At 61.1% G+C, this 25,230-nt stretch carries 21 protein-coding genes; 9 read left to right on the forward strand and 12 right to left on the reverse strand.

What is annotated here, in order from left to right:
* The first annotated feature begins 14 nt into the window (after nucleotides 1-14).
* The 5 genes from AB4O36_RS29315 to AB4O36_RS29335 are packed head-to-tail and all read left to right on the forward strand — an operon-like array spanning nucleotide 15 to nucleotide 9,358.
* Nucleotides 15-1,727 carry a DUF2138 domain-containing protein gene (locus AB4O36_RS29315; protein WP_460120503.1) on the forward strand — a complete coding sequence of 571 codons (1,713 nt, stop codon included), beginning with the start codon at nucleotides 15-17 and terminating at the stop codon, nucleotides 1,725-1,727.
* Nucleotides 1,697-2,362 carry a DUF1175 domain-containing protein gene (locus AB4O36_RS29320; RefSeq protein ID WP_460120505.1) on the forward strand — a complete coding sequence of 222 codons (666 nt, stop codon included), beginning with the start codon at nucleotides 1,697-1,699 and terminating at the stop codon, nucleotides 2,360-2,362. The genes AB4O36_RS29315 and AB4O36_RS29320 overlap by 31 nt, the downstream gene beginning before the upstream one ends.
* On the forward strand, nucleotides 2,359-6,927 hold the full coding sequence (locus AB4O36_RS29325; RefSeq protein ID WP_460140842.1) for an alpha-2-macroglobulin family protein: 4,569 nt from the start codon (nucleotides 2,359-2,361) through the stop codon (nucleotides 6,925-6,927). The genes AB4O36_RS29320 and AB4O36_RS29325 overlap by 4 nt, the downstream gene beginning before the upstream one ends.
* Nucleotide 6,928: 1 nt before the next feature.
* Nucleotides 6,929-8,548: a DUF2300 domain-containing protein gene (locus tag AB4O36_RS29330; RefSeq protein WP_460140843.1), complete on the forward strand. Its 1,620-nt coding sequence runs from the start codon at nucleotides 6,929-6,931 to the stop codon at nucleotides 8,546-8,548.
* 3 nt (nucleotides 8,549-8,551) lie between these two features.
* On the forward strand, nucleotides 8,552-9,358 hold the full coding sequence (locus tag AB4O36_RS29335) for a YfaP family protein (protein ID WP_460140844.1): 807 nt from the start codon (nucleotides 8,552-8,554) through the stop codon (nucleotides 9,356-9,358).
* Nucleotides 9,359-9,375: 17 nt separating this feature from the next.
* On the opposite strand, the gene AB4O36_RS29340 is transcribed toward AB4O36_RS29335, so the two are convergent.
* The 10 genes from AB4O36_RS29340 to exaC form a co-directional block, all read right to left on the reverse strand.
* Nucleotides 9,376-9,669: a type II toxin-antitoxin system RelE family toxin gene (locus AB4O36_RS29340; RefSeq protein WP_460120514.1), complete on the reverse strand. Its 294-nt coding sequence runs from the start codon at nucleotides 9,667-9,669 to the stop codon at nucleotides 9,376-9,378.
* Complete coding sequence (locus tag AB4O36_RS29345) at nucleotides 9,659-9,898, reverse strand: type II toxin-antitoxin system RelB/DinJ family antitoxin (RefSeq protein WP_095197216.1); 240 nt, start codon at nucleotides 9,896-9,898, stop codon at nucleotides 9,659-9,661. The genes AB4O36_RS29340 and AB4O36_RS29345 overlap by 11 nt, the downstream gene beginning before the upstream one ends.
* 351 nt (nucleotides 9,899-10,249) lie before the next feature.
* Nucleotides 10,250-11,002 (reverse strand): S24 family peptidase, encoded by a 753-nt coding sequence (locus tag AB4O36_RS29350; protein WP_460140845.1) that lies wholly within the window; start codon nucleotides 11,000-11,002, stop codon nucleotides 10,250-10,252.
* A gap of 226 nt (nucleotides 11,003-11,228) precedes the next feature.
* Nucleotides 11,229-11,756 carry an inorganic diphosphatase gene (gene ppa / locus AB4O36_RS29355; RefSeq protein ID WP_007933577.1) on the reverse strand — a complete coding sequence of 176 codons (528 nt, stop codon included), beginning with the start codon at nucleotides 11,754-11,756 and terminating at the stop codon, nucleotides 11,229-11,231.
* Between the two features lie 90 nt (nucleotides 11,757-11,846).
* Nucleotides 11,847-12,659 carry a M90 family metallopeptidase gene (locus AB4O36_RS29360; RefSeq protein WP_460120518.1) on the reverse strand — a complete coding sequence of 271 codons (813 nt, stop codon included), beginning with the start codon at nucleotides 12,657-12,659 and terminating at the stop codon, nucleotides 11,847-11,849.
* Between the two features lie 3 nt (nucleotides 12,660-12,662).
* Nucleotides 12,663-13,319: a DedA family protein gene (locus AB4O36_RS29365; RefSeq protein WP_460140846.1), complete on the reverse strand. Its 657-nt coding sequence runs from the start codon at nucleotides 13,317-13,319 to the stop codon at nucleotides 12,663-12,665.
* A gap of 273 nt (nucleotides 13,320-13,592) precedes the next feature.
* Nucleotides 13,593-14,048 carry a GNAT family N-acetyltransferase gene (locus AB4O36_RS29370; protein WP_460120522.1) on the reverse strand — a complete coding sequence of 152 codons (456 nt, stop codon included), beginning with the start codon at nucleotides 14,046-14,048 and terminating at the stop codon, nucleotides 13,593-13,595.
* 114 nt (nucleotides 14,049-14,162) lie between these two features.
* The gene (gene eutC / locus AB4O36_RS29375; protein ID WP_460120524.1) at nucleotides 14,163-14,999 is read right to left on the reverse strand and encodes an ethanolamine ammonia-lyase subunit EutC; all 837 of its coding nucleotides are present in this window, start codon (nucleotides 14,997-14,999) and stop codon (nucleotides 14,163-14,165) included.
* A complete protein-coding gene (locus AB4O36_RS29380; protein WP_460140847.1) occupies nucleotides 14,996-16,384 on the reverse strand; it encodes an ethanolamine ammonia-lyase subunit EutB in 1,389 nt (462 codons plus the stop codon). The genes eutC and AB4O36_RS29380 overlap by 4 nt, the downstream gene beginning before the upstream one ends.
* Nucleotides 16,385-16,589: 205 nt before the next feature.
* Entirely contained in the window at nucleotides 16,590-18,110 is a 1,521-nt protein-coding gene (exaC, locus tag AB4O36_RS29385; RefSeq protein WP_460140848.1) for an acetaldehyde dehydrogenase ExaC, read from the reverse strand.
* Nucleotides 18,111-18,408: 298 nt separating this feature from the next.
* On the opposite strand from exaC, the gene AB4O36_RS29390 reads away from it, so the two are divergent.
* From AB4O36_RS29390 to AB4O36_RS29405, 4 genes are all read left to right on the forward strand, one after another.
* Nucleotides 18,409-20,322, forward strand: coding sequence for a sigma-54-dependent Fis family transcriptional regulator (locus tag AB4O36_RS29390; RefSeq protein ID WP_460140849.1), 1,914 nt, complete (start codon nucleotides 18,409-18,411; stop codon nucleotides 20,320-20,322).
* 155 nt (nucleotides 20,323-20,477) lie between these two features.
* Nucleotides 20,478-21,827, forward strand: coding sequence for a UDP-N-acetylmuramate:L-alanyl-gamma-D-glutamyl-meso-diaminopimelate ligase (gene mpl, locus AB4O36_RS29395; protein WP_460140850.1), 1,350 nt, complete (start codon nucleotides 20,478-20,480; stop codon nucleotides 21,825-21,827).
* Nucleotides 21,824-22,456 carry a flavin prenyltransferase UbiX gene (ubiX, locus tag AB4O36_RS29400; RefSeq protein ID WP_460120534.1) on the forward strand — a complete coding sequence of 211 codons (633 nt, stop codon included), beginning with the start codon at nucleotides 21,824-21,826 and terminating at the stop codon, nucleotides 22,454-22,456. Before mpl ends, ubiX begins: the two co-directional genes overlap by 4 nt.
* A complete protein-coding gene (locus AB4O36_RS29405; protein WP_460140851.1) occupies nucleotides 22,449-22,733 on the forward strand; it encodes a YceK/YidQ family lipoprotein in 285 nt (94 codons plus the stop codon). Before ubiX ends, AB4O36_RS29405 begins: the two co-directional genes overlap by 8 nt.
* Before the next feature lie 106 nt (nucleotides 22,734-22,839).
* On the opposite strand, the gene AB4O36_RS29410 is transcribed toward AB4O36_RS29405, so the two are convergent.
* Together AB4O36_RS29410 and AB4O36_RS29415 are read right to left on the reverse strand one after the other, a co-directional pair.
* Nucleotides 22,840-23,481, reverse strand: coding sequence for an oxidoreductase (locus AB4O36_RS29410; RefSeq protein WP_460120538.1), 642 nt, complete (start codon nucleotides 23,479-23,481; stop codon nucleotides 22,840-22,842).
* Nucleotides 23,482-23,508: 27 nt separating this feature from the next.
* On the reverse strand, nucleotides 23,509-25,227 hold the full coding sequence (locus AB4O36_RS29415) for a C13 family peptidase (RefSeq protein ID WP_460120540.1): 1,719 nt from the start codon (nucleotides 25,225-25,227) through the stop codon (nucleotides 23,509-23,511).
* Between the last annotated feature and the right edge of the window lie 3 nt (nucleotides 25,228-25,230).

Genomic DNA, 25,230 nt, shown 5'->3' on the forward strand with positions numbered 1-25,230 from the left:
TGGGCTTTGTGAACATGAGCGATAACACTGTTACCCCGGCCGCCGAAGCACCTGCCGGCAAGATTCCCCGCCGCTGGCCGGCGTTGCTGATTGGCTTGTGCCTGGTGGCCGGCGTGGCGGGCGGGCTGGGTTGGTTCCTGCACAAACCCAAGTTGCCAGCCGCACAACTGGCCAGTGACAAACTGGGCATGAGCCGCCCGGACGGCTTGCTCGAAACCCATTCCTTGAGCCAGTTGCCCAAGGACTTGCTGGCGGTGCCCTTCCTGAAGGAAACCCTGACGGAAGATTTCGTCTTCTATTACCAAACCCATGCCGATCGCCTCGGTCTGATCGGCAGTCTGCGGCGGATCATCTATGAGCATGAGCTGAAGTTGCAGGACAGCCTGATCGAACAACTCTTCGACCAACCGGCAGACGTGGCACTGTGGCGCGGGGCGGATGGCCGCCTGAAGGACTTCTTGCTGGTGATGGATCGCGGTGGCCTGGCCAAGGTGCTGGAACCACTGGCGAAAGTGGCGCTGGACGATACGCAGTTGAGCAAGGTCGGCGACGTGAAAGTCGGGGCCGACGATGTGGCGCTTTATCAACTGACTTATAGCGCCAGCAAGGCGCTGTTGTTCGCTTCCCATGGCGACAAACTGGTGGTGCTGTCCAACCCGACGAAACTCTATGACGCGCAATCCGGCGAGCAGCAGGAGCCGGGCAACGTCTCGACGCAAGCCATTGGCGCCTTGCTCAGCGGTGACAAACTGTTCCCTGAAGCCTTTGGCCTCGCCCCTCGTGCACCCGAAGTGAAGCAACGCCTGGCCGTCAATGCCAGCGTCCTGGCCATGGGGTATCAACGCTTCATCCCCAACTTCGCCGGATTGCGTTTTGACATGGACGACAAGGGCTGGCACAGCTACCTGGCCATGGACGAGCTGGAGAACCAGCCGGACTTCGACTTCAAGCCGATCTGGCAAGCCATGCCGATGGGCGCCAGCGCCTGCGTGGCGCTGCCACTGGCCGCCGAGCAGCAGAGGCCCCTGCTGGTGAAGTTGGGTGCCGAGGAAAAGGTCGCCCAGGCGCTGACCGAACAGCTGGCGGGCGCCGCCGGGCTCTGCTGGTACGCCGATTCGCGGTTGTACACGCCGCTGCTGGTGGCCAGCCTCAACGACAAAGACAACGCCAGTCTCGACGGCGAGTTGGGCACGCTGTTCGGCTCGATGGTCGGCGCCTATGAGGGCAACGTCGAAGATAAAGTATTCCCGATAGCCGAGAAGCAGGAAGGCGCCAGCCATCAGTGGGTGCGTCAGGTCAGCTCCAATTTTGGCCCGTACAAGGCCAAAGACGCCGAGAACCCCGACGCGATCACGGGCAAGGCGTTCATGAAAGTCAGCCTGGCGCGCCATGGCTCGACCCTGTTGTTTTCCCTCGACGACAAGCTGGTGGGCAAGGCGCTCGACACCCTCGACAAGCACTTCCCGCCAATGGCCGACGTGGTGCCCAAGGACCTGCTGATGCCGGTCTATTTCGGCCCCGATTCCATGGCGCAACTGATGCAGCGCGAAACCCTCGACAGCCTGCCGCAAGACATGGAACCGGTGTTCTACAACGCCGCACAAACCTACTTGATCCCCAAGCTGCGCAAGCTCGGCGGCTACGGCAAATATGCGCTGACCCTGCCAGAAGGCAGCGAGCCTGACGGTCACTGGCAATGGCTGCCACTGGAGTGGAAGGCGCTGTGAATTCGCTTATCCGCAGCCTCGGCCTGCTGGCGCTGTTGCTGGGCAGTCGCGCATTCGCCAATGAGGCGGCCGCACTCGATCCGCAGCAATCCCAGGTCTTCCGCGCCTGGTTTGTGCGCATCGCCCAGGAACAATTGAGCCAGGGGCCCAGCCCGCGCTGGTTTCAGCAGGACTGCGCGGGCCTGGTCCGTTTTGCCGCCAACGAAGCGCTGAAGGTGCACGACGACAAATGGCTGCGCAGCAATGGCCTGTCCAACCGCTACCTGCCACCGGAAATGCAATTGAGCGAGGCCCAGCGCGGTTTGGCGCAGCAATGGCAACAGGGCGGCGGCAAGGTCGGGCCGTATGTGAATGCGATCAAACTGATCCAGTTCAACAGCCACCTGGTGGGCCGTGACGTGACGCAAGCGCGGCCCGGCGACCTGATGTTTTTCGATCAGGGTGACGACCAGCACCTGATGATCTGGATGGGCCGCTACATCGCCTACCACACCGGCACCACCACCCCTACTGACAACGGCATGCGCTCGGCAAGCCTGCAACAACTCATGACATGGAAGGACACCCGATGGATACCCGATGCAGCCAACCCCAACTTCATCGGCGTCTATCGACTGAATTTTCTCACCCAATGACCGGTGCCCGCATGCTGCGCATTTGCTCACGAATTTCTTTGTTGTTGGCGCTGCTGGTGCCGTTGGCCCACGCCGAAGACACCGTTGAGCCGAGCGGCTACACGCCGGTGGCCGGTGAAAGTTTCTTCCTGCTGGCCGACAGCAGTTTTGCCAGCGACGAACAGGCGATGGTGCGCCTTGAAGCGCCGGGTCGCGACTATCGTCGTTTCCGCATGGAGCCCTACGGCGGCGCCGATATTCGTGTCTACCGCATCGACAAGCCACTGGACTTCCTCAAGCGCCAGAAGAACCTGCATCGGGTGGTCAGCGACGGTCAGTTCAAGGGCGAGGGCCTGTCCAACACCCTCGCTTACCTGTGGGACAACTGGTACCGCAAATCCCGTCGGGTGATGCAACGGGCGTTTTCCTACGAATCCCGTCAGCAGGTCACCGAAGAGGTGCCTGAGTTGAAGATGGGCGCCGCGATCGCCGCGCCGACACCTTACGACGCGCAACCGCAATTCGCCCTGATACCGGGCTTGCCGGTGGTCAGCCAGTTCCGATACCCGTTGTGGCAAGCCAAGCCGATCCAGCCACCACCCGGTGTCAACCTGGCCGGCTCGTCCAGTGAGTTCGTCAGCGTCGCACCGGGTAACGTCTACATTCCGTTGGGCAACCTCAAACCGGGCCTGTACCTGGTGGAAGCGCTGATCGGCAAGTACCGCGCCACCACCATGGTGTTCGTCTCCAACACCGTGGCGGTGAGCAAGATTGCCGGTGATGAACTGCTGGTATGGGCGGCGCGCAAACACGAAGGCAGTTCGGTGGCCAAGGTGGATGTGCTGTGGACAGATGGCCTGGGCGTGATGAGCAGCGGCGCGACCGACGCCGATGGCCTGCTGCGCTTGAAACACGTCAGCCCCGAGCGTTCGTTCGTGATCGGCGAGGACGAAGAGGGCGGGGTGTTCGTCTCCGAGAACTTCTATTACGACAGCGAAATCTACGACACCAAGCTCTATGCCTTTACCGATCGACCGCTGTATCGGCCGGGGGATTGGGTGTCGCTGAAGATCGTTGGGCGCGAGTTCAAAAACGCCCGTGACTCGGTGGCGCCCGGCGCCGCCGACGTCAACCTGACCGTGCTCGACGCCACGGGCACCGCGCTGCAATCGCTGGCACTCAAGCTGGATTCGAAGGCGGGCACCCAGGGCCGTTTCCAGTTGCCGGAGAACGCGGTGGCCGGTGGTTATGAGCTGCGTTTCAACTACAAGGATCAGGCCTACAGCAGCGCCTTCCGTGTCGCCGAATACATCAAGCCGCACTTCGAAATTGCCCTGAACCTGGCAAAACAGGATTACCGCACCGGCGAGCCGGTGAAGGGCAACCTGGTGTTGCTCTACCCGGACGGCAAGCCGGTGGCCAACGCCAAGTTGAGCCTGAGCCTGCGTGCGCAACAACTGTCGATGGTCGACAACGAGCTGCAATACCTCGGGCAATTCCCGGTGGAGCTCACCAGCGCCGAATTGACCACGGACGCCAAGGGCACTGCGACCCTCGACCTGCCGGCGACCGACAAACCGAGCCGCTACATGCTCACCGTGTTCGCCAGTGATGGCGCGGCGTATCGGGTCAAGACCACCAAGGAAATCCTCATCGATCGTGGTGCCGCGACCTTCCGGTTAAGCGCGCCGCAACGCTTCAGTGCGGTGGGTGACAAGGTGGTTTTCAACTACCTCAATGAAGGCGGCAGCGAGCAGGGCAAGGCGTTGACGCCGAGCGCTTACAGCTGGGTGCGCCTGGAAGACCAGAGCACCGGTGAGGGCAAACTCACGGCCAGCGACCAGGGCTTTACCCTGGCTTTCGAACGGCCAGGCACCTACAACCTGACGTTGAAAGACGAGCATGGGCGGGTGGTCGGCGCTACCGGCCATTCGGTCACCGGTGACGGCATCAAGGCGGTACCCGGGACTGTGGAAATCGTCCTCGACAAAGCCGAGTACAACGCAGGTGACGAGGCCCTGGCGCTGATCACTTTCCCGGAGCCGGTCAGTGATGCCTTGCTTTCCCTGGAGCGTGACAAGGTCGAGGCCACGGCGCTGATGTCCAAGGGCGGCGACTGGCTGAAGATGGAAAAACTCAGCGACACCCAATACCGCGCGCGTATTCCCGTGAAGGATAATTTCGCGCCGAACCTGACTTTCTCCGTGCTGTACACCAAGGGTGGTCAGTACAGCTTCCAGAACGCCGGCATCAAAGTGATCGCGCCGCAGATCGACGTCGCCATCGCGACCGACAAAGAGGCCTATCAGCCAGGTGAAACCGTGTCGGTGGACCTCACCGCTGCATTCGCCGGCAAGCCGATTGCGGCGCACCTGACGGTCAGTGTGGTCGATGAAATGGTCTACGCGCTGCAACCGGAAGTCGCGCCCAGCATCGACCAGTTCTTCTACCACCCACGGCGTAACAACGTGCGTACCAGCGCCAGTCTGTCGTTCATCAGCTACGACGTTGCGTTGCCGGGTAGCCCTGGTGCGCCGGGCAAGGCCAATCGCAGCGAGCGCGGTGTAAAAGTACTGGAGCGCCCGCGTCGCGAAGACGTCGACACCGCTGCGTGGCAGCCGGAACTGGTCACCGACGCCAGTGGCAAAACCCGCTTCACCTTCACCATGCCAGACTCGTTGACCCGCTGGCGCATCACCGCCCGGGCCATTGCCGATGACGGGCAGGTTGGGCAGAAGAAGCAGTTCGTGCGTTCGGAGAAGCCGCTGTACCTGAAGTGGAGCGGTCCGACCCGGTTCCGTAATGGCGACAAACCGGATCTTGGTGTGTTCGCGTTCAGCCAGGCCGAGCAACCGGTCAAGGCCGAGTTGCTGATCCATTACGCCGGCAGCGAACAGCGCTTGCCGGTCACTCTGAGCAACGGCATCAACTATGTCGCGCTTCCAGCGTTTGCCCTGAGCGATGGCGAGTGGCGCGCCGAGCTGGTCCAGGATGGCAAAACCGTGGATGCCCTGGCCGTGAACCTGGCGTTGAGCGGTAACGGCTGGCAGGTCACGCAGAGCCAAAGCCTGGACGCCACCAGCGGTGATACTGCGTTGAATGGGCCGAGCGATGCGACGGACATTCGCCTGCGGCTGGACGACAGCCCGCAAGCGCTGTTCCGTTCGGCGCTCGACGATCTGCTGAGCTACCCGTACGGCGGCGTCGAGCAGACCGCCAGCCGTTTGCTGCCGTTGAGCATTGCCTATCCGACACTGGCGTCGAACCCGCAGATTCGTGATCGCTTGCGCCTGATCATGCAGAACAGCCGTCTGCGGTTGGTGCAAATGGCCGGGCCATCGGCGAGTTTTACCTGGTGGGGCATGGACGGCGAACCGGATGCCTTCCTCACTGCGTATGCCTACTACGCCGACTGGCATGCGAGCAAAGCGTTGGAGCTGAGCCTGCCGCCGGAACATTGGCAGAGAGTACTGGAGGTCTACTCCAAACAGGCCAGGAACACGCCGTTGTTGCAACGGGCGCTGATTCTGTCGTTTGCCAAACAGATGCAATTACCGGTCAACACCTTGCTCAGCGGCCTGATGGACGATCTCGCCGCAGCAGGCGAGGGCCATGCCGCGAGCCTGATGGAGGATGGCGAAGACAGCCTGGTCATGAGCGACCCGGATTCGGCGTTGGGTCTGGCGGCAGCGCGTACATTGACCGCCGCATTGGCCAGGCAGGCGAAAGTCAATCTGCCGGACGCATTCAACCGCCGACTGACGGAGGCGCAACAGCGTCTGGCGGTCAGCTCGCAGCCATTTGCCGAGGCCTTGAACCTATCGTTGCAGGCCTTCGATCAGAGCCGCGCACAAGCGTTGTTGCAGCGTCTGTTGCCGCAGCAGTCGACCCTGGAGCGGGCACTGGCGCTGACCTGGTTGCAACGCAGCATCGAGCAGGCGTCGCCCACCATTGCGCTGGCGCCAGGCGACGGCTGGAAGAAACGCTACGGTGCCAGCGGCGAGATGTTCTGGACGTGGCAGGGCCCTGCGACCGTGCCGAGTGTACTGTCGCTGAGCGGCACCCAGGAACGTCCGCTGCGCGCGATGCTGAGTTATCAGACCCAACAGCCGGCGCTTGACCCGATGGCGGTGAGCATTACCCGCCGCCTGTCGCGACTGGTGCCGGGTGACGAAGCCTTCACCTTCAAGCTCGAAGCCGTCGGCCCGCAGCCGTTGTCCAGCGACAGCCTGTACCTGGACGAAGTGATCATCACCAGCAAAGCCGCCAAACCGCTGCGCTACGGCATGCTCGAAGTGCCGCTGCCGCCGGGTGCCGATGTCGAGCGAACCACCTGGGGTATCAAGTTACTGGGCAAGGCAGGTAGCGAACCGACGGCGCTGGAGAAGGCGCGGTTCGAACCGGGGCAGATGACCTATGCGGTTCCCGTGGATGCCCTGAGCGGCGAGCTGCGCCTGCGGCATCTGGTGCGTTTCTCACAAAAGGGGCAGTTCAATCTGCCACCGGTACGCTTCACTCAGGTCTACGCACCGCAACATCAGGCCCAGGAGCAAAAACCGGCGCTTGGCCAGGTCACGGTCCACTGACATGCCCTGGCGTTGGCTCGGGTTTTGGTTGTGTTTGATCCCTGCGCTGGCAACGGCGCAGGAAGGACCGCTGCGCCTGGGTTTTAACGGTGAGCTGTTATCGCTGAGTCGTACCCAACTGATTGCCCGCGAACCGCTTTCGGCTGACGTGCAGACACCCCTGGGCAGCCTGTGGAAATTGTTCGTATACGCCTGGCTGGTGGACACAGGCGCCCAGGAACCGCCTTATGAGTGTCGCGGGCAGTCGAAAGAGGAAGTGTATTGCTGCGCGACGGGTGAGCACATAGGTCGCGATCAGGCGCTGGTGAAGTCTTGCGGATTGTATTTCGAGCCAGCGCGCCTGGGCATTGTCGACGCCGATTGGAGCCGATACTGGCAGGCCCGGCGGGCACCGCCATGGCTGCTGGAGTTGCCATCGTTGCAGCCTGCTACGCGTGTGCCGGTCGTCGAGTTGCTCCAGGTGCTGGCCGCCATGCCGGCTCAGGAACAGGCACGGCGAGTGTTGCTTGATGTGGTGCTCAACGCGGCGGATGGCAATGTGGTGGGTGAACTCGGCGGTCGGCTGCGTGTGAAGACCTGGAGCTGGCTGGGTGATCTGGACCCCGCATCGCGCCAGGGTGGGTTCGCCGGTTGGACCCTTGACGGCACGCCGATCTGGGCAGGTGGCCGCGGCACCAGTCAAAGGGTCTTGCGCGATTACGGCGCCGCATTGGCGTCCGTGCTGCCGGTGGCCTGGCCGGCGGATGCGGGGCGTTGCGTTGAAGTCGGTTTGTTCGCCCGATACCCGATCAAGCGGGTGCTGGCCGCAGAGCGTGTGGTGGCGTCCGGCCCGATGAAGGGTAATTACCGTGTCGAGTTCAGCAATGGCAACCAACTCGATATCCATAGCGATGGCGAGTTGTTTTTGCTCAACGACAAACTCGTCGCCCGCCTGGATCGCGAAGAGTACGTCGCCCGCGTCCTGCAGCGCGAAGCCAAGGCGCAACCGGTCGAAGCTGCCAAGGCCCTGGCCGTCGCCATTCGCACCTACCTGCTGCAGAACGCCTCGCGCAATGGTGACTGCCTGAGAATCGACGACAGCAGCAACCGTCAGCGTGTTGCACCACGTCCGGCCTCACCTGAATCACGCAACATCGCCGCCTGGACCAGCGACCTCGTCCTGGCCGGTAGTACCGTCACCTATCATTCCGACCAACCGGGCCCGGACAAGCTGTCCTGGCAACACGCTGTCGAGCAGGCCAATGCCGGTCAACGCTACGACACCATCCTGCTGCACGCCTACCCACGCGCCAGCCTCAGCCGCTGGGACAACCCTGTTGCTTCATGCCAGGCACTGCCCGCCGCTCAAGACTGGCTGAAGAGCCAGCGCCGGAGCTGGCGCCAGCGCCTGGAGAGCGAAGTGGGTTACACCGATGTCAGCACTTTCGCCGTCTGCAGGCTGGCATTCGGTCGCCCCTACGTCGACCGCGAGCGCCAGCGCATCTACGTGCGCGGGGTGTTGACGCTGCAAGATCGCCTCGACCTGACTCACGAATACCTGCACCTGGCCTTCCAGGCCCATCCCAACGGCCAGGATGAAACTTACATCGAAGGGCTCGCCCGCCACCTCTTGCTGGAATAGTCCATGAAACTCCGTTATCCACAGGTCTTGCTGTTCCTTTACGCACTGGGTGCGTTGCCGTCGACCTACGCTGCTGTCGATCTCGACACCCCTGTGGGCGGTTGGCGTACCGGCGCGGCCGAGGGTGAAGGCGAACGTTTTCGCCAAACCGTCAACTACCCGGCTTCATCGGTCAATACACCCGCAGGACAGGCCAACACCGCGCGCATCAGCGGCCAGATCAAGGCCACGCCGAAGTCCGGCGAGCCGGGCCGGCTGATCGTCAATGGCGTGAGCATGCCGCTCAAGGTCGACCCCGCCGGGCGCTTCGACCGTCCGTTCTCGTTCCCCAATGGCAGCAACAGCGTCGAGGTGCGCAGCCCCGATGGCCAGCAACGCCGCCGTACCCAGTTCCTCAACTCCAGCGGCGGAGCGACGCCGGCCAAGCTGCGCGTGCTGCTGGCCTGGGACAGCGACGGCACCGACCTGGACCTGCACCTCATTACCCCCGACGGCGCCCACATCTGGTACGGCGACCGCGTCGCACCCAACGGCGCAGCGCTGGATGTCGACGTCACCACCGGCTACGGCCCGGAAATTTTCGCCATGCCTGCACCGATCAAGGGGCAGTACCTGGTCTATGTGAATTACTTCGGCGGTGGTTATCGCCAGGAAGAAGACGGGCAGGAAGAAGCGGTACAAGCGCTGACCACGGCCCAGGTAACAGTGATTACCGAGGAGGGGACGCCGAATGAGAAGATGGAAACGTTCCTGGTGCCGATGCGGGCGGTGGGGGAGCTGACGTTGGTGAAGGGGTTCAGTTATCCGTGAGAAGGCTCGGCATGTCTCTACGTCGCATCAATGCGGTCTTGGGCATCCTGGTAAGCGGCTTCCCGTTCGCGCTTTCCGATGGCGATAACGAACACCACAACTTCGTGATCAATGACTTGATAAATCAGCCGATATCCAGCGCTGCGCAACTTTAGTTTGTAGCAGTCGGGTAGTTGACGAAGTCGATTGGCTTCGACACGAGGGTTTTCCAATACCTCAGCGAGTTTCTTTTTGAATTGCTGGCGTAGGGTGTCGCCCAGTTTGTTCCACTCCTTCAGCGCGCGCCGATCAAATTCGAGGTTATAGGTCATCCAGGCTTACCTTGACTCGCTGGGGAGCGGCAAGGCGTTCTGTGACGACTGCGATCAGGGCTTCATCTTCCTCACTAAGCAGTGCGGCTTTGAACGGCAACTTTCCACGTTCGGCAACGTATTGGAGAGTCTGGCGCAGCAGTTCTGAGGGTGTGACGCCGAGCTTTTCCAGTTCGGCGAAGGAACGTTGTTTCAACTCATCGTCGATGCGGATATTGATGGAGGCCACAATGCGCTACCTGTAATGACGTTTGTCTTTACGTTAGCAGGCGTGGGCGAGGTTCACAATCTTCGAACCGATTTTTCAGACGATGGGTTCTGCTGTTGCAGGCATTAAAAAGCCGGCTTGTGGCCGGCTTCTCGGGGACTGGCTCGGTTCATTTTTGGTAAACCTCGCCAGCCTTCAAAACGTACACCCGGATCTTGCGTCCGGCTGTGGGACTCGGCGAGAAAATCATCTGCTTTGTCAGTGCGATTCTGCGCCGCAGGGCGGGGCGATGCGCAAATGTGGGGCGCAGCATACTGATTTTTTTGTGAAATTCCCAGCGTGGTGTTCAACCTCCTACAGGCAGGGGTGGGTTTATAAAAACGGCACAGGCGGGCGGGACTTGTTCAGGGTGGCACGCCAGAACACCCAGCCCAACACCCGGATGTTCTGCTCTTCGATCTGTGGGGCCCTGAAGATTTCATCCGGGTATTCAGCGCTGTTGTGGCTGCGTAGTCGTAAACCGTTGCCGGGCAGGCGGTGCAGGTATTTGATCCTCAGCATGCCATCGTGCTCGATTGCGTAGATTTCCCCATCGACGATCTGGGTCAGGCCGCGATCAATGGCGACGGTCGAGCCGTCGGCAATTTTTTCGGCCATGCTGTTGCCAATCATGGTGGCGCAAATGGCGTCGCCGTAATTGATTTCCAGCGAGTCGAGGTAGCTGCGGGGTAGGCGCATGACCTGGCTCTTGTCCACGACGACGTGGGTTTTGCTGGAGCCTGGAGTCGCCGGCGCTTCCTTGTAAAAAGGCAGATCGACATCGATGGGTTCGACAACGGTGTAAACGCCCCGCAAGGCCTGCGCATCGAAGGTGTCACCGGTATCGCTGACCAGGCGCAGGTGTCGGGCGTCTTTGGGGCCGTCACCGGTTTTCAGCCATTCGCTGTTGACCGAGAGCTTCCTGGCCACTTCCTCTATCCGGTAGTCGGGCACGCCACGGGAGTACCAGTTATGAACGGTTTGTGCGTTGGTGATATTCAGGACATCGGCGAAGCCGGTCGTCGTGATGTCCGCCATTTTCAGGAGCATTTTGAAGCGGAGGCCGCAGGTTTTGTTCTTTTTCATAAACACGAGTCTATGCCCGCAGCACGGGGCTTTGAATAAACGACCCGTTCAAATTACGCAGGAAATTTGCGACCTCATGTAAGACTTATCCTGTAGAAAATAAACAGGGAAAATCGAGCGATCCAATTGTTAAACGCTGTGTGGAAAGTGGCCTTGCAGGCATAAAAAAACCCCGGCTCAACCGGGGTTCTTCTTGAAGCTTGCAGCTCAGAGCTCGCAGCTGCTCTTAACCTTTATAGGCAGCAACCGACTTGGTGATCGCAGCACGGGCGGCATCTGCGCCGTCCCAGCCTTCGATCTTCACCCATTTGCCTTTTTCGAGATCCTTGTAGTTCGCGAAGAAGTGCTCGATCTGCTGGATCAGCAGCGCTGGCAGGTCGGTGTATTCCTTAACATCGACGTACAGCTGGGACAGCTTGTCGTGTGGAACCGCGATGACCTTGGCATCGCCGCCGCCGTCGTCGGTCATGTTCAGGATGCCGACCGGACGAGCGCGGATCACCGAACCTGGAGCAACCGGATAAGGGGTTACGACCAGCACGTCGAGGGGGTCACCGTCGTCGGCGAGGGTGTTGGGGATGTAACCGTAGTTGGCCGGGTAGAACATCGGGGTGGCCATGAAACGGTCAACGAACAGGCAATCGCTGTCTTTGTCGATTTCGTATTTGATCGGCGCGTGGTTGGCCGGAATCTCGATCGCGACGTAGATGTCGTTCGGCAGGTCTTTGCCAGCTGGAATCTTGCTGTAGCTCATTGGGCTGTGCCCCCGTTAGTTGACCAAAAAGTGGCGGCGATTATAGGCATATTCCGCTCTGGGCGCTATGCGCCAGAAGTCGGCTGGACCTTAGTCGCGTGCCTGATAGACAGGGTCGTGCGCCAGAAGTTGCCGCAGCCGGGCCAGCGGGTCCTGGCGATAAAAAAGCTGCAACTGTTCATACACCTCTGGATAGGCCGCGTGCAGCAGGTCGGGGGCGCTGAAGAAGTATTCACTGGTGACAGCGAAGAACTCGGCGGGATTCTCCGCTGCGTAGGGGTCGATGGCGGTTTCGGCGTCCGGATTGCGTTCAAGTTGCTGATCAAGGTCATCGAAGGCGGTTTGCATGACCCTCGCCCACTCACTGACCCGCATGTCGGGATGCAGGGGGGGCAGGCCATTGGCGTCACCGTTGAGCATATCGAGTTTGTGCGCGAGTTCGTGGATGACCAGGTTATAGCCTTCCCACCCGCCGCTGGCCATGACCCCAGGCCAGGCGAGAATGACCGGCCCCTGTTGCCAGGCTTCACCGCTGTGCTCGCCGTCCCACTCGTGCTCGACGCCGCTGGCATCGCGATGGCGCTGGGGACTGAGGAAGTCGTCGGGGTAGAGCACGATTTCGTGGAAACCCTGATACCAGTTCAGTTCGCCCAGGTTGAGCAAGGGCAACTGGGCCTGGGCGGCGAGCAGCAACCGCTGTTCCTGATGCAGTTCGACCCCCGGCAGGGCCGTCAGGTGTTTGTCTTCGAGGAACAGCACGCAGGCTTCGCGCAGCCACTGGTCCTGCTCGGCGGTGATACCGTCGAGAAAGCTCAGGTGATGGCGAACCCGCTGCCACACATCATCGTCAATCGGGTGCCTGGCCAGGATGCGCCGACGACGCCAGGCGCTGAGCGACCACATCGCTCAGCGAGGTTCGGCTTTGGATGCAGCACTGCCGAAACGGCTGCGGACCACACCGATGATCATCGGCACCAGCGACAGCAGGATGATGCCCACCACCAGCAACGACAGGTTTTTCTTGATGAATGGCACGTTGCCGAAGAAATAGCCCAGGGTTACCAGGCCGCCGACCCAGAGGAGGGTGCCCAGCACGCTGAAAAAGAAGAAACGTGGATAAGGCATTTTCGCCACGCCGGCGACGAACGGTGCAAAAGTGCGGACGATGGGCAGGAAGCGCGCCATGGTCACGGTTTTACCGCCGTGCTTGTCGTAGAAATCGTGGGTTTGCTGCAAGTAATCGCGACGGAAGATTTTCGAGTTCGGGTTACTGAACAGGCGCTCGCCGACCGTTCGTCCAATGACATAGTTGGTACTGTCGCCAAGGATCGCCGCCAGCATCAGCAGGCCCCCCAACAGCACCGGGTCCATGCCGCCACCCGCCGCGACGGCGCCCGCAATGAACAGCAGAGAGTCGCCGGGCAGGAAGGGCATCACCACCAGGCCGGTCTCGCAGAAAATGACCAGGAACAGGATGGCGTAGATCCATGGCCCGTAGTTGTTTACCAGCAAGTCGAGATACACATCGAGATGCAGGACAAGGTCGAGCGGGTTGAAATCCATGGGGGCACCTGTAAAAGCGGCCCGACTCGGCAGGCCTGTGCGGATGACTTCGCGAAAGGCTACACACGAGTGTAGTTTTTCTTACAAGCCGGAAAGGTCCGCATTATACGGCCTGACAGGTGAAAAGCGTGTCGAGTTTGTAGCGGGGGATTTCGTCGGATGATCCCCCTGTAGGAGCGAGCTTGCTCGCGATGGCGGCGTGTCAGTCGACATCATCGTTGACTGAAACACCGCCATCGCGAGCAAGCTCGCTCCTACAGGAACACAGCAAGATCAAAGCTCTTCGCTGATCGGCAACACGTAGTTCTTGAACTCGGTGTCTTCCTTGAACCCGATGGATTCATAGGTCTTCTGGGCCACCTGGTTATCGCTGCTGGTGGACACACGCATGCGCACGGCATTGGTTTCCTTGGCCATTTTCTTCGCGGTGCGGATCAGGTTGTCGGCGACCAACTGACGGCGCGCGTCTTCGGCGACGTAGATATCGTTGAGTATCCACACGCGTTTGAGTGAAAGCGAAGAAAAGCTCGGGTACAACTGGCAGAAGCCCATCAGCTTGTCGTCATCGGACAGGGCCAGATAGATCACCGATTCCTTGCGGCGCAGACGTTTCTCGAGAAAGGCGCGGGATGAATCCGGGTACGGCAGGGCGCCGTAGAACTCACGATACTTCACAAACAACGGCGTTAACAGGTCCAGGTGTTCGAGGGTCGCTTGGATAATCCGCATCGATAGGTCTCGTCTTCAAGTGGCTGTCTTACATCGTGACGGCGATAGGAAACCCTTGGCGGCCGCGAATCGATCCTGCCTGAAACGGACGCCGAAACGCAATGCGGAAACGGTTCAGGTTTTCGGCGTGTCCAGCAGGAAATTACCTTTGATATCCTCTCCCGCGTCCGACGCCAGGGTCGGCACTTGCGCTTCATCCTTGAGATTGACCCCGGACAACTTGCGCCGACAGGCTTCGCGCATCAAATACAGGAGGCGGTGCGCGGCCATGCCGTAACTCAAGCCCTCCAGCCGGACATTGGAAATACAGTTGCGATGGGCGTCGGTCAGGCCGACCTTGGGGGCATAGGTGAAATACAAACCCAGGCTGTCCGGGGAACTGAGCCCAGGGCGTTCGCCGATCAGAATCACCACCATTTTTGCACCCAGCAGTTCGCCGATCTCATCGGCCACCGCAACCCGTCCCTGCTCGACCAGCACCACGGGCGCCACCGACCAGCCGTCAGCGGCAATCTGTTCTTGTATTCGTGCCAGAAAGGGCACCGCATGCCGATGAACGGCCAGCGCCGACAGGCCATCGGCGATCACGATGACCAGATCGACACCGCCAGGGTGTGCCACGGCGTGGTCACGCAGAGTCTGCGCGGACTCGTCGCTCAATCTGCGCCCCAAATCAGGGCGTTGCAGGTAGAGGTCGCGATTGTGTGCCGCGCTGTGCAGCAACAAAGTGTTACTTCCACTGTCGGCCAATTGCGCACGCAGCCCAGCATGATCGAAAGCCAGGTGCACGGCGTCCCGGGCCTGCGCATGAGCGTATTGAAATTCCAGTTGCGCGCCAGTCGGCAGGCTGGTGCCGGTACGGCCCAGTGCGATCCGTGCGGGTGTCAGGCGGCGCAATTGCAGCAACGGGTTTTGCGGATCAACCGGCGGATTTTCCATATCGACACTCATCCCAATTGCGCCATGGCCTGGCTGAACGCCGGTGGCAGCTGGCTGCCGAATTCGATCCTGCCGTCCGCCTGGGTGAAGATGCCCATGTTTTTCAGCCATTGTTCGAACTCCGGCCCAGGTTTGAGCCCCAGGGTCTTGCGGGCGTACAGCGCGTCATGGAACGAAGTGGTCTGGTAGTTGAGCATGATGTCATCGGAACCGGGAATGCCCATGATGAAGTTGATCCCGGCAACGCCCAGCAGGGTCAGCAGGGTGTCCATGTCGTCCTGGTCGGCTTCGGCATGGTTGGTGTAGCAGATGTCGCAACCCATGGGCACGCCCAACAGTTTGCCGCAGAAGTGATCTTCAAGGCCGGCGCGTATGATCTGCTTGCCGTTATAGAGGTACTCCGGTCCGATGAACCCTACAACGGTGTTCACCAGGAACGGTTTGAAATGGCGTGCGACGGCGTAGGCACGGGTTTCACAGGTTTGTTGATCGACGCCGTGATGGGCATTGGCCGACAGGGCACTGCCCTGACCGGTTTCGAAATACATCAGGTTTTGCCCGCCGCGCTTGAGGCTGAGACCGGCGTCATAGCCTTCCTGCAACAGGTTCAAATTGATGCCGAAACTGGCGTTGGCGGCTTGCGTGCCTGCGATTGACTGGAACACCAGGTCCAGCGGAACGCCACGATTGATCGCTTCGATGGACGTGGTGACATGGGTCAGTACGCAGGCTTGTGTCGGGATTTCGTAACGCTGGATGATGGCGTCGAGCATTTCCAGCATCGCGCAGATCGAGGCGATGCTGTCGGTGGCCGGGTTGATGCCGATCATCGCGTCACCGTTGCCGTACAGCAATCCGTCGAGAATGCTCGCGGCAATGCCGGCCGGTTCATCGGTCGGGTGGTTGGGTTGCAGGCGGGTAGACAGGCGTCCGCGCAGGCCCATGGTGCCGCGAAACCGGGTGACCACACGTATTTTCTGCGCGACCAGCACCAGGTCCTGCACGCGCATGATCTTTGACACCGCCGCGACCATCTCGGGTGTCAGGCCGGGGGCAAGGGCGCGCAGGCTCTGTTCGTCGGCTGCATCACTGAGCAACCAATCACGAAATCCGCCGACGGTCAGGTGGCTGACCACGGCGAAGGCGTGTTTGTCGTGGGTGTCGATGATCAGCCGGGTGATTTCATCCGCCTCGTAGGGAATCAACACTTCCTGCAGGAAATGGGTGAGAGGAATGTCCGCCAGGGTCATCTGCGCGGCGACGCGTTCACCATCGTTGAGTGCGGCCACACCGGCCAGAAAGTCCCCCGACCGCGCGGGGCTGGCCTTGGCCATGACCTCCTTGAGGCTTTCGAAGCGATAGGTCTGGGCGCCGATGGAGTGGGTGAACAGGGCCATGGGGCGGTGTCCTCCTGAGGTTTGATGTCTTGCCGGGAAAGGGTGTTGCGAACATGCAAGGCTTGAGCCAGAGCCCTCTGACGCCATCGCGGGCAAGCCCGCTCCCACAGTGGATGTGTGAACGACCAAACCCCTGTGGGAGCGGGCTTGCCCGCGATGGCTATGGGTGGGGCGACACAAATCTCTGAGTGTCACCCCGAGGCCTTTAGAAGAATCCCAATGGATTGATGTCGTAGCTCACCAGCAGGTTTTTGGTCTGCTGATAGTGATCGAGCATCATCTTGTGGGTTTCACGGCCGACGCCGGACTTTTTGTAACCGCCGAACGCGGCATGCGCCGGGTACAGGTGATAGCAGTTGGTCCACACACGACCGGCCTTGATCGCCCGGCCCATGCGATAGGCGCGGTTGATGTCGCGGGTCCACAGGCCGGCGCCGAGACCGAACTCGGTGTCGTTGGCGATGGCCAGGGCTTCGGCTTCGTCCTTGAAGGTGGTGACGCTCACCACCGGGCCAAAGATCTCTTCCTGGAACACGCGCATTTTATTGGTGCCCTTGAGCAGGGTCGGCTGGATGTAATAGCCGCTCGCCAGGTTGCCCTCGAGTTTTTCCACCTTGCCACCGGTCAGCAACTCTGCGCCTTCGCCCTTGGCGATTTCCAGGTACGAAAGGATTTTATCGAACTGCTGCTCGGAAGCCTGGGCGCCGACCATGGTGTCGGTGTCGAAGGGGTCGCCGCGTTTGATCTGCAGGACCTTCTTCATCACCACCTGCATGAACTCGTCGTAGATCGACTCCTGCACCAGCGCGCGGGAAGGGCAGGTGCAGACTTCGCCCTGGTTGAAGAACGCCAGCACCAGGCCTTCGGCGGCTTTCTCGATGAAGGTCGGTTCAGCCTGCATGATGTCTTCGAAGAAGATGTTCGGCGATTTTCCGCCCAGTTCCACGGTGGACGGGATGATGTTTTCTGCCGCGCATTTCATGATGTGCGAGCCGACCGGGGTCGAGCCGGTGAAGGCGATTTTGGCGATGCGTTTGCTGGTGGCCAGCGCTTCGCCCGCCTCTTTTCCGAAGCCTTGGACGACGTTCAGTACGCCCGGTGGCAGCAGATCACCGATCAGTTCGACCAGCACGGTGATGCCCAGCGGGGTTTGCTCGGCAGGCTTGAGCACCACGCAGTTGCCGGCAGCCAGGGCCGGAGCGAGTTTCCAGGCGGCCATCAGGATCGGGAAGTTCCACGGGATGATCTGCCCGACCACACCCAAGGGCTCATGGATGTGATAAGCCACGGTGTTACCGTCGATTTCGGCGGCGCTGCCTTCCTGGGCGCGCAGGCAGCCGGCGAAGTAGCGGAAGTGGTCGGCCGCCAGTGGAATGTCGGCGTTGAGGGTTTCGCGAACAGCTTTACCGTTGTCCCAGCTTTCGGTGAGTGCCAGGGTTTCCAGGTTCTGTTCGATACGGTCGGCGATTTTCAGCAGGATAAGCGAGCGCGCCTGGACGGACGTGGCACCCCACGCATCGGCGGCAGCATGAGCAGCATCCAGGGCTTTGTCGATGTCTTCGGCGGTGGAACGGGGAAATTCGGCAATCGGTTGGCCATTCACTGGCGAGGTGTTGGTGAAGTATTGACCTTTGACAGGCGCGACGAATTCGCCGCCGATGTAATTACCGTATTTGCTCTTGAACGTGACGATAGCGCCTTCAGTACCGGGGTGAGCGTAACGCATGGTGGAATCTCCTTGGCTTTTTGTACTTATAAGGAAGTCGCGATTTTTGCGTGTGCGTCAAGCGTAGAGCAAAGGTTGGGCCAGCGCCTTGCCACTCAGGTAAATCAATGCGTTGCGCGTTTTTTGTCGGACGGGCGGATGCGCGCTGTGACGCTTTCGATACGTGGCCTGTGACACTTTGTATCGTTTGTGGCGCAGCTTGTGGCGGCGCGGCTTAGCCAGCATTGCATTACGCGACGGTCAGGAGGATGCTCAGGCTCACGCGCCAGGCCCAACCCTGCTGGGAGCACACAAGGAAATGCACGACAACCATTTGAGTCGCCATGCTCAGCAGGTACTGACTGTGACCCAGGGCAAATCCCACTTGCAGGGACCTGGCAGCGATCCTTCGATTGCCCGCTCCTGGCTACGTTGCCTGGAGGACTATCATCTCGATCCGAGCCTGACCATGGCGCCTACCGTGCTCGAACATGGTCGCCTGCTGGAAAGCCGTGAGCGTCTGCAGCAAGTCCTGCACATCGCCGGTAATGAAATGAGCAGCCTGCATCAGCAACTCTCCGGTGCCGGCCATGCGGTATTGCTCACCGATGCTCGCGGGGTGATCCTTAACTGTGTCACCGCGCCCACCGAACGCAGGATTTTCGAGCGCGCCGGCCTCTGGCTCGGGGCCGACTGGAGCGAAGCCTGCGAAGGCACCAACGGCATCGGCACCTGCCTGGTGGAACGCCAGGCCCTGACCATTCACCAGGACGAACACTTTCGTGGCCGTCATACCGGCCTGACCTGCTCGGCGAGCCCCGTGTTCGATCCTCATGGCGAGCTGTTGGCGGTGCTCGATGTGTCCTCGGCGCGGCACGATGTGTCGCGGCAAAGTCAGTTTCATACCATGGCCCTGGTCAATCTGTCAGCGAAGATGATCGAGAGCTGTTATTTCCTGCGCTACTTCGACAATCAATGGCTGTTGCGTTTTCACCTGCAGGCGGAATCCGTCGGCCTGTTCAGCGAAGGGCTGTTGGCGTTCGACGGCGAAGGCCGGGTCTGCGCCGTCAATCAGAGTGCGCTCAACCTGCTGGGGCATGGTCGCGGCTCTATGCTGGGGCAGCCGGTGGAGGCGTTTTTCGATTGCGCCTTGGACGAGTTGCTGGGCCGCGCGAGTGTGAATGCCAGCGCCAGTTGGCCACTGCGCACCCGTGATGGTCGTAGCCTGTTTGCGCTGTTGCGGGGTCAGCCGCGTAGTCATGCAGTGCCTGTGGCGCCGGTTCCTGCGGTTGCCGAACCGTCGGACGCTGCGGGTATTTGCCTGGGCGATGAACGGTTGCAGGCGGATTTTCGCAAGGCGCTGCGTGTGTTCGTGCGGGACGTGCCCCTGCTCATCAACGGCGAGACCGGTTCCGGCAAAGAGGCGTTCGCCAAGGCCGTGCACCAGGCCAGCCAACGCAGCGACAAGCCCTTCGTCGCGCTCAATTGCGCGGCCATTCCCGAGAGCCTGATCGAAAGCGAGCTGTTCGGCTATCGCGGCGGTAGCTTTACCGGTGCACGCAAGGAAGGCATGCGCGGCAAGTTGCAGCAGGCCGATGGCGGCACACTGTTCCTTGATGAGATCGGTGACATGCCGCTGGCGTTGCAGACCCGCTTGCTGCGGGTGCTCGAGGACCGGCAAGTGGTGCCGATTGGCGGCGCGGCGGAGTCGGTCAACGTGCGCATCATCAGCGCGACCCACCGGGATCTGTTGGCGCGGGTGCAGGACGGCAGCTTTCGCGAGGATCTTTATTACCGGCTCAATGGGCTGGAAATCGGTCTGCCGGCCTTGCGTGAACGCAGTGATCGCGCGCAATTGCTCGACTACTTGCTGGCGCAGGAAGCGGGCGGCGAGACGGTGCTGATCGATGAGCCCGCTCGGCAGACGCTGCTTGGGTTCGCCTGGCCCGGCAACGTGCGGCAGATGCGCAATGTGTTGCGCACCCTGGCAGCGCTGTGTGACGGCGGGCGCATCGGCCTTGAGGATTTACCGGCGATGATCCGTCAGGCGAGGCCGGCCGCAGCAGTGCCGGTGCAGGATCCGTCAGGGCAGCCGCTGGAGGACGCCGAGCGGCTGGCGTTGCTCGCTGCGCTGGAGCTGCAACGCTGGCACATGAGCCATACCGCGCAACAGTTGGGCATCAGCCGCAATACCCTCTACCGCAAACTGCGCAAGCACGGTATTTCCCGCTGAGCCCCTGTAGGAGCGAGCTTGCTCGCGATGGCGATTTCGAGGACGCCATCGCGAGCAAGCTCGCTCCTACAGGGAGGCGGTGCGTCGCAATCGAAACAAAGGTGCGATTTTCCCCTCCCTACGCTAACCTGCGGCCATGTTTTACGAGGTCGACTATGCACATTCATATTCTGGGTATCTGTGGCACTTTCATGGGTTCGATGGCGGTCCTGGCCAAAGAGCTGGGCCATCACGTGACCGGCTCCGATGCCAACGTCTATCCACCGATGAGCACTCAACTGGAGGCCCAGGGCATTGAATTGACCCAAGGCTACGATCCGGCGCAGCTCGACCCGGCTCCCGACCTGGTGGTGATCGGCAACGCCATGTCCCGCGGCAATCCGGCGGTCGAATACGTACTCAACAAAGGCCTGCCTTACGTCTCCGGCCCGCAATGGCTGGCGGACCACGTGCTGCAAGGCCGCTGGGTGTTGGCCGTTGCGGGCACGCACGGCAAAACCACGACCAGCAGCATGCTTGCCTGGGTGCTGGAACACGCCGGCATGAGCCCGGGCTTCCTGATTGGCGGCGTGCCGCAAAACTTCTCTGTGTCGGCGCGACTGGGCGGCACTCCGTTTTTCGTGATCGAAGCCGATGAGTACGACAGTGCGTTTTTCGACAAGCGCTCAAAGTTTGTCCACTACCGCCCGCGCACAGCGATCCTGAACAATCTTGAGTTCGATCACGCCGACATCTTCCCCGATCTTCCGGCCATCGAGCGGCAGTTCCATCACTTGGTGCGCACTATCCCGAGCGAAGGCCTGGTGATTCATCCGACCACCGAGCCTGCCTTGCAACGAGTCATCGAAATGGGCTGTTGGACCCCGGTCCAGACCACCGGCGCCGGTGGCCAGTGGCAGGTCAAGCTGCTCAGCGAAGACGGATCGGCTTTCGAAGTGATGTTCGATGGCGTGGTTCAGGGCGCAGTCGAGTGGGATCTGACGGGTCAGCACAACGTCGCCAATGCCTTGGCCACCCTGGCTGCTGCGCGTCATGTTGGCGTGGTGCCGGCCATGGGTATTGCAGCCTTGAGCGCATTCAAGAGCGTGAAGCGGCGCATGGAAAAAGTCGCCGAGGTGCACGGCATCACTATCTACGATGACTTTGCTCACCATCCGACGGCCATCGCCACGACCCTCGACGGCCTGCGCAAGCGCATTGGCGATGCACCGTTGATCGCCATCATCGAGCCGCGTTCCAACTCCATGAAACTCGGTGCCCACCGTGACGGCTTGCCCGAAAGCGTGGTCGATGCCGATCAAGTGATCTGGTATGCGCCCGCCAACCTTGGTTGGGATCTGGGTGCAACGGCAGCCTTGTGCACGGTCCCTTCGATTGTCAGCGATTCGCTGGAAGGCATCATCGCTCGGGTGAAGAGCCAGGCTCAGCCGGGCACGCATGTAGTGATCATGAGCAACGGCGGCTTCGGCGGCCTGCACGGCAAGCTCGCCGAGGCGCTGCAATGAACAACGGCCCTGAGCGCATCACGCTGGCGATGACCGGTGCCTCAGGCGCCCAGTACGGTTTGCGCCTGCTGGACTGCCTGATCCGCGAAGACCGCGAGGTGCATTTCCTGATCTCCAAGGCAGCGCAACTGGTGATGGCCACCGAGACCGACGTTACATTGCCGCCCAAGCCCCAGATGATGCAGGCTTTTCTCAATGAATACACCGGCGCCGCCGACGGGCAGATCCGTGTGTACGGGAAGGAAGATTGGATGTCGCCGGTAGCTTCCGGCTCCGGTAGCCCGGCGGCAATGGTGGTGGTGCCGTGTTCGACCGGAACCCTGTCGGCGATTGCCACCGGCGCCTGCAACAACCTGATCGAGCGTGCTGCCGACGTCACCCTGAAGGAGCGTCGCCAGTTGATCCTGGTGCCCCGTGAAGCGCCGTATTCGAGCATTCACCTGGAGCACATGCTCAAGTTGTCAAATATGGGCGTGACGATCCTGCCGGCCTCGCCTGGGTTCTATCATCAGCCGCAAACCATCGACGACCTGATCGACTTCGTGGTGGCGCGCATTCTCAACCTGCTGAACATTCCGCAGGACATGCTGCCGCGCTGGGGTGAGCACCATCTGAGCAGCGATGAATAAGCTGCTGGCCATTTTGCTTGCGCTGCAACTGACGGGCTGCGCCACGGCGCGTACGCTGGACGCCGCCAAGCCGGGCGCGCCTGTCGTCTATGCCGGGACGCGCCTGGATGTGTATGCGTTGAACGGTGGTTGTTGCGCGATGGACCGTTTTGGCGCCGAGGCGCCCAGCTATCCAGGCGTCGATCTGCCGGCCAGTGCTCTGCTCGATACGCTGTTGTTGCCGTTGTCGGTGTTGGCGGTGATCGGCGTGAGTTTTCAGGCGACAGGTGGGTTGTAGCGTCTGGCGTTGGATCGGTGTCGCGTCCATCGCGGGCAAGCCCGCTCCTACAGGGCCTTGCAGCGTTCACGACTTGCCCGCGATTGGATTTCACAGGCTCTGCAGATCACTTGCCCAGCTTGCGCAACTCATCCGACTCGATCACCCGCACCCCATCCTGCTCTTCCAGCGCCAGCCGCCACATCGCGCGAGCCAGTTGGCATGCCTCGATGCCGCGGTATTTGCCAGGAATCAAACGTGACAAGGGACCGGCGAGCTGCTCGGCCAGACGTGGCTCTATACGTTCTCCCAACAACAGGGAAGGTCGGCAGATGGTCAGTTGCGGCCAGTCCTGGGCGCGCAATGCCTGTTCCATTTCTCCTTTGACCCGGTTGTAGAAAACAGATGAATTGGGATCGGCCCCGATGGCGCTGATCACGATCAAATGGCGTGCGCCCATTTCCCGCGCCCGTTTGGCAAAGGCCACCACCATGTCCAGATCGACCGCGCGGAACGCCTGTTCGGAGCCCGCCTGCTTGATCGTGGTGCCCAGGCAGCAGTAGGCGATGTCGACGCGGCCGTTGAGCTGCGGCAGGAATACCGCCGGGTCACCGACCGGGTTTTCCAGGTGGGGGTGCTCGGCCAGTGGGCGGCGCGAAGGGGCCAAAACGCGCGTGATGGTCGGCTCGTTGAGCAGGCGATCAAGCAAGTGCTCACCGGTCAGCCCGGTAGCTCCGGCAAGCAATACATGCTGAGGCGTCAAGTACATAGTGTGTCTCCCTTGATACTGTTCAGCTTAGTTGCTCTTTGCATCCTCGCTGCTGATAGAGACACTTTGTAGTGCTTTTCGTGCCTGCTGTTTGCGCAGCAGTTGCCAGTGCGAGAGTACGGTCTTGGGCGCCCAGATCTGAGGTTCGGACGCTTCGAAGCCGTCCGCCAGTTCTCGTTCGGCCACGGTGGCCTTGGCCAGCTTGAAAGCCTGTTCCAGGTCGTCGGTCTGGTTCAGGGCCTGGGCGAAAAGCGCATCGCCGAAATACGTGAAGTTGGCTTCTTCCGAGCAGCCGAAGGACACGCGATCAGCCCGCGAAGCGGTCATGATCAGGGTGCGTTCGTCCTTGAGGGCAGGGATGAATCCGCCGGAGTAACAGGACGAAATGACAATGACCTTGTCGCGGCTTTTCAGCGGGGCGAGCACGGCGGCAAGTTCGTCGGCCGGCAGGTCGGCCAGCTCCATGCGCGGCTGATCGAGCACCAGTTCGTGCTCGCTGGTGCCGTGGCTGGTCAGGTAGATGAAGATCACGTCTTCGGGCCCGCTGCGTTCGGCCAGCGTCAGGGCGGCGCGGCGCAGGTTCTCCCGGGTCGCCATCGGTCGGTCGACAAGATGGTCGCGATGATTGACCAGGCGGATCTGGCCAAACGCGCCAAAACGGCTGGCGAGCATGTTGCTGACATAATCGGATTCGCGCAGGAACACGCTCTGCTTGCCGTCGCCGCCGAGCGTCAGCGTATACAACTCAACCGCAGAGGTGGAGGCGGGCACATTGGCCAGCGCATTCTCCAGCAGGCGACCCTGGGCCAGCAGGCCAAGTTCGAGGCTGTCGGGCAGCAATTTGCCATCGGCATCGCGTACCCGTTGGCCGTTGGCCCACGTGCCGCTTTGTACGGTGCCGTCGGTCAATACCAGCGTTCCGCGACCGTTGTAGCTGTCACCCTCGAACTGGCCGATGTAGAAGCTGCCATCAGACAGGTTCAGTCGACCCTGGCCGCTGAAGCGCCAGTCACTGAACTGACCGATGTAGTGGCTGCCATCGGCGCCGATGAGTTCGCCTTTGCCGTTGAGCGCGCCTTCTTTGAACTGGCCAAGCCAGACATCGCCGTCGGCGTTCTCGTAGCGGCCTTTGCCGTGTAACTGGTTGTTCTTGAACCCGCCAACGTAGATGTCGCCATCCGCGCTGTTGAAGGTCCCGTTGCCTTCCAGTTGGCCATCCTTGAAGTGGCCGGTGAACTGATTGCCACTGCCGTCGCCGCGCTGGCCTTCGCCGTTGGGTTTGCCATGGGCGAACTGACCCTGGTAGGAACTGCCGTCATCGAGTTCGAGGCGCCCCAATCCGGAATATTGATCGGCCTTGAATTCCCCGCGGTACGTCATGCCGTTTTCTTTGAGGTGGCCTTCGCCGTCGCGCCGACCTGCCTTGAAACCGCCGGTGTAGCTGCTGGCGCTGGTGGTCAGCGTGCCTTGGCCATCGAACAACCCCTGGTTGAAATTGCCTCGGTAGACTTCGCCGTTGCTGCCGTGCCATTCGCCCTGGCCATGCCATTGGCCTTTGTCGAAGCTGCCGGCGTACCAGCTGCCGTTCGGGTAATCGACACGCCCCTGGCCTTGCAGCAACCCGTCGACCAGGTCACCGCGATAGCGTCCGCCGTCCGGCAGGCGGGCGTCGGGAGGCATCAGCGATTCGCCGTTGCCGCAAGCGGTGAGCATCAGGGTCAGGGTAAGCAGTGCAAGTGAGCGCATAGC

The organism is Pseudomonas sp. S2_E01 (assembly GCF_054668365.1).

What these genes read in the sequence shown, in the direction of transcription:
- AB4O36_RS29405 (WP_460140851.1), top strand. Translation starts at nt 22,449, where the DNA reads ATGAATAAGCTGCTGGCCATTTTGCTTGCGCTGCAACTGACGGGCTGC.
- AB4O36_RS29340 (WP_460120514.1), bottom strand. Translation starts at nt 9,669, where the DNA reads ATGACCTATAACCTCGAATTTGATCGGCGCGCGCTGAAGGAGTGGAAC.
- AB4O36_RS29325 (WP_460140842.1), top strand. Translation starts at nt 2,359, where the DNA reads ATGACCGGTGCCCGCATGCTGCGCATTTGCTCACGAATTTCTTTGTTG.
- AB4O36_RS29370 (WP_460120522.1), bottom strand. Translation starts at nt 14,048, where the DNA reads ATGCGGATTATCCAAGCGACCCTCGAACACCTGGACCTGTTAACGCCG.
- AB4O36_RS29390 (WP_460140849.1), top strand. Translation starts at nt 18,409, where the DNA reads ATGCACGACAACCATTTGAGTCGCCATGCTCAGCAGGTACTGACTGTG.
- AB4O36_RS29315 (WP_460120503.1), top strand. Translation starts at nt 15, where the DNA reads ATGAGCGATAACACTGTTACCCCGGCCGCCGAAGCACCTGCCGGCAAG.
- exaC (WP_460140848.1), bottom strand. Translation starts at nt 18,110, where the DNA reads ATGCGTTACGCTCACCCCGGTACTGAAGGCGCTATCGTCACGTTCAAG.
- AB4O36_RS29365 (WP_460140846.1), bottom strand. Translation starts at nt 13,319, where the DNA reads ATGGATTTCAACCCGCTCGACCTTGTCCTGCATCTCGATGTGTATCTC.
- eutC (WP_460120524.1), bottom strand. Translation starts at nt 14,999, where the DNA reads ATGAGTGTCGATATGGAAAATCCGCCGGTTGATCCGCAAAACCCGTTG.
- AB4O36_RS29350 (WP_460140845.1), bottom strand. Translation starts at nt 11,002, where the DNA reads ATGAAAAAGAACAAAACCTGCGGCCTCCGCTTCAAAATGCTCCTGAAA.
- AB4O36_RS29380 (WP_460140847.1), bottom strand. Translation starts at nt 16,384, where the DNA reads ATGGCCCTGTTCACCCACTCCATCGGCGCCCAGACCTATCGCTTCGAA.
- AB4O36_RS29320 (WP_460120505.1), top strand. Translation starts at nt 1,697, where the DNA reads ATGGCTGCCACTGGAGTGGAAGGCGCTGTGAATTCGCTTATCCGCAGC.
- AB4O36_RS29330 (WP_460140843.1), top strand. Translation starts at nt 6,929, where the DNA reads ATGCCCTGGCGTTGGCTCGGGTTTTGGTTGTGTTTGATCCCTGCGCTG.
- AB4O36_RS29360 (WP_460120518.1), bottom strand. Translation starts at nt 12,659, where the DNA reads ATGTGGTCGCTCAGCGCCTGGCGTCGTCGGCGCATCCTGGCCAGGCAC.
- ubiX (WP_460120534.1), top strand. Translation starts at nt 21,824, where the DNA reads ATGAACAACGGCCCTGAGCGCATCACGCTGGCGATGACCGGTGCCTCA.
- AB4O36_RS29415 (WP_460120540.1), bottom strand. Translation starts at nt 25,227, where the DNA reads ATGCGCTCACTTGCACTGCTTACCCTGACCCTGATGCTCACCGCTTGC.
- AB4O36_RS29335 (WP_460140844.1), top strand. Translation starts at nt 8,552, where the DNA reads ATGAAACTCCGTTATCCACAGGTCTTGCTGTTCCTTTACGCACTGGGT.
- ppa (WP_007933577.1), bottom strand. Translation starts at nt 11,756, where the DNA reads ATGAGCTACAGCAAGATTCCAGCTGGCAAAGACCTGCCGAACGACATC.
- AB4O36_RS29410 (WP_460120538.1), bottom strand. Translation starts at nt 23,481, where the DNA reads ATGTACTTGACGCCTCAGCATGTATTGCTTGCCGGAGCTACCGGGCTG.
- mpl (WP_460140850.1), top strand. Translation starts at nt 20,478, where the DNA reads ATGCACATTCATATTCTGGGTATCTGTGGCACTTTCATGGGTTCGATG.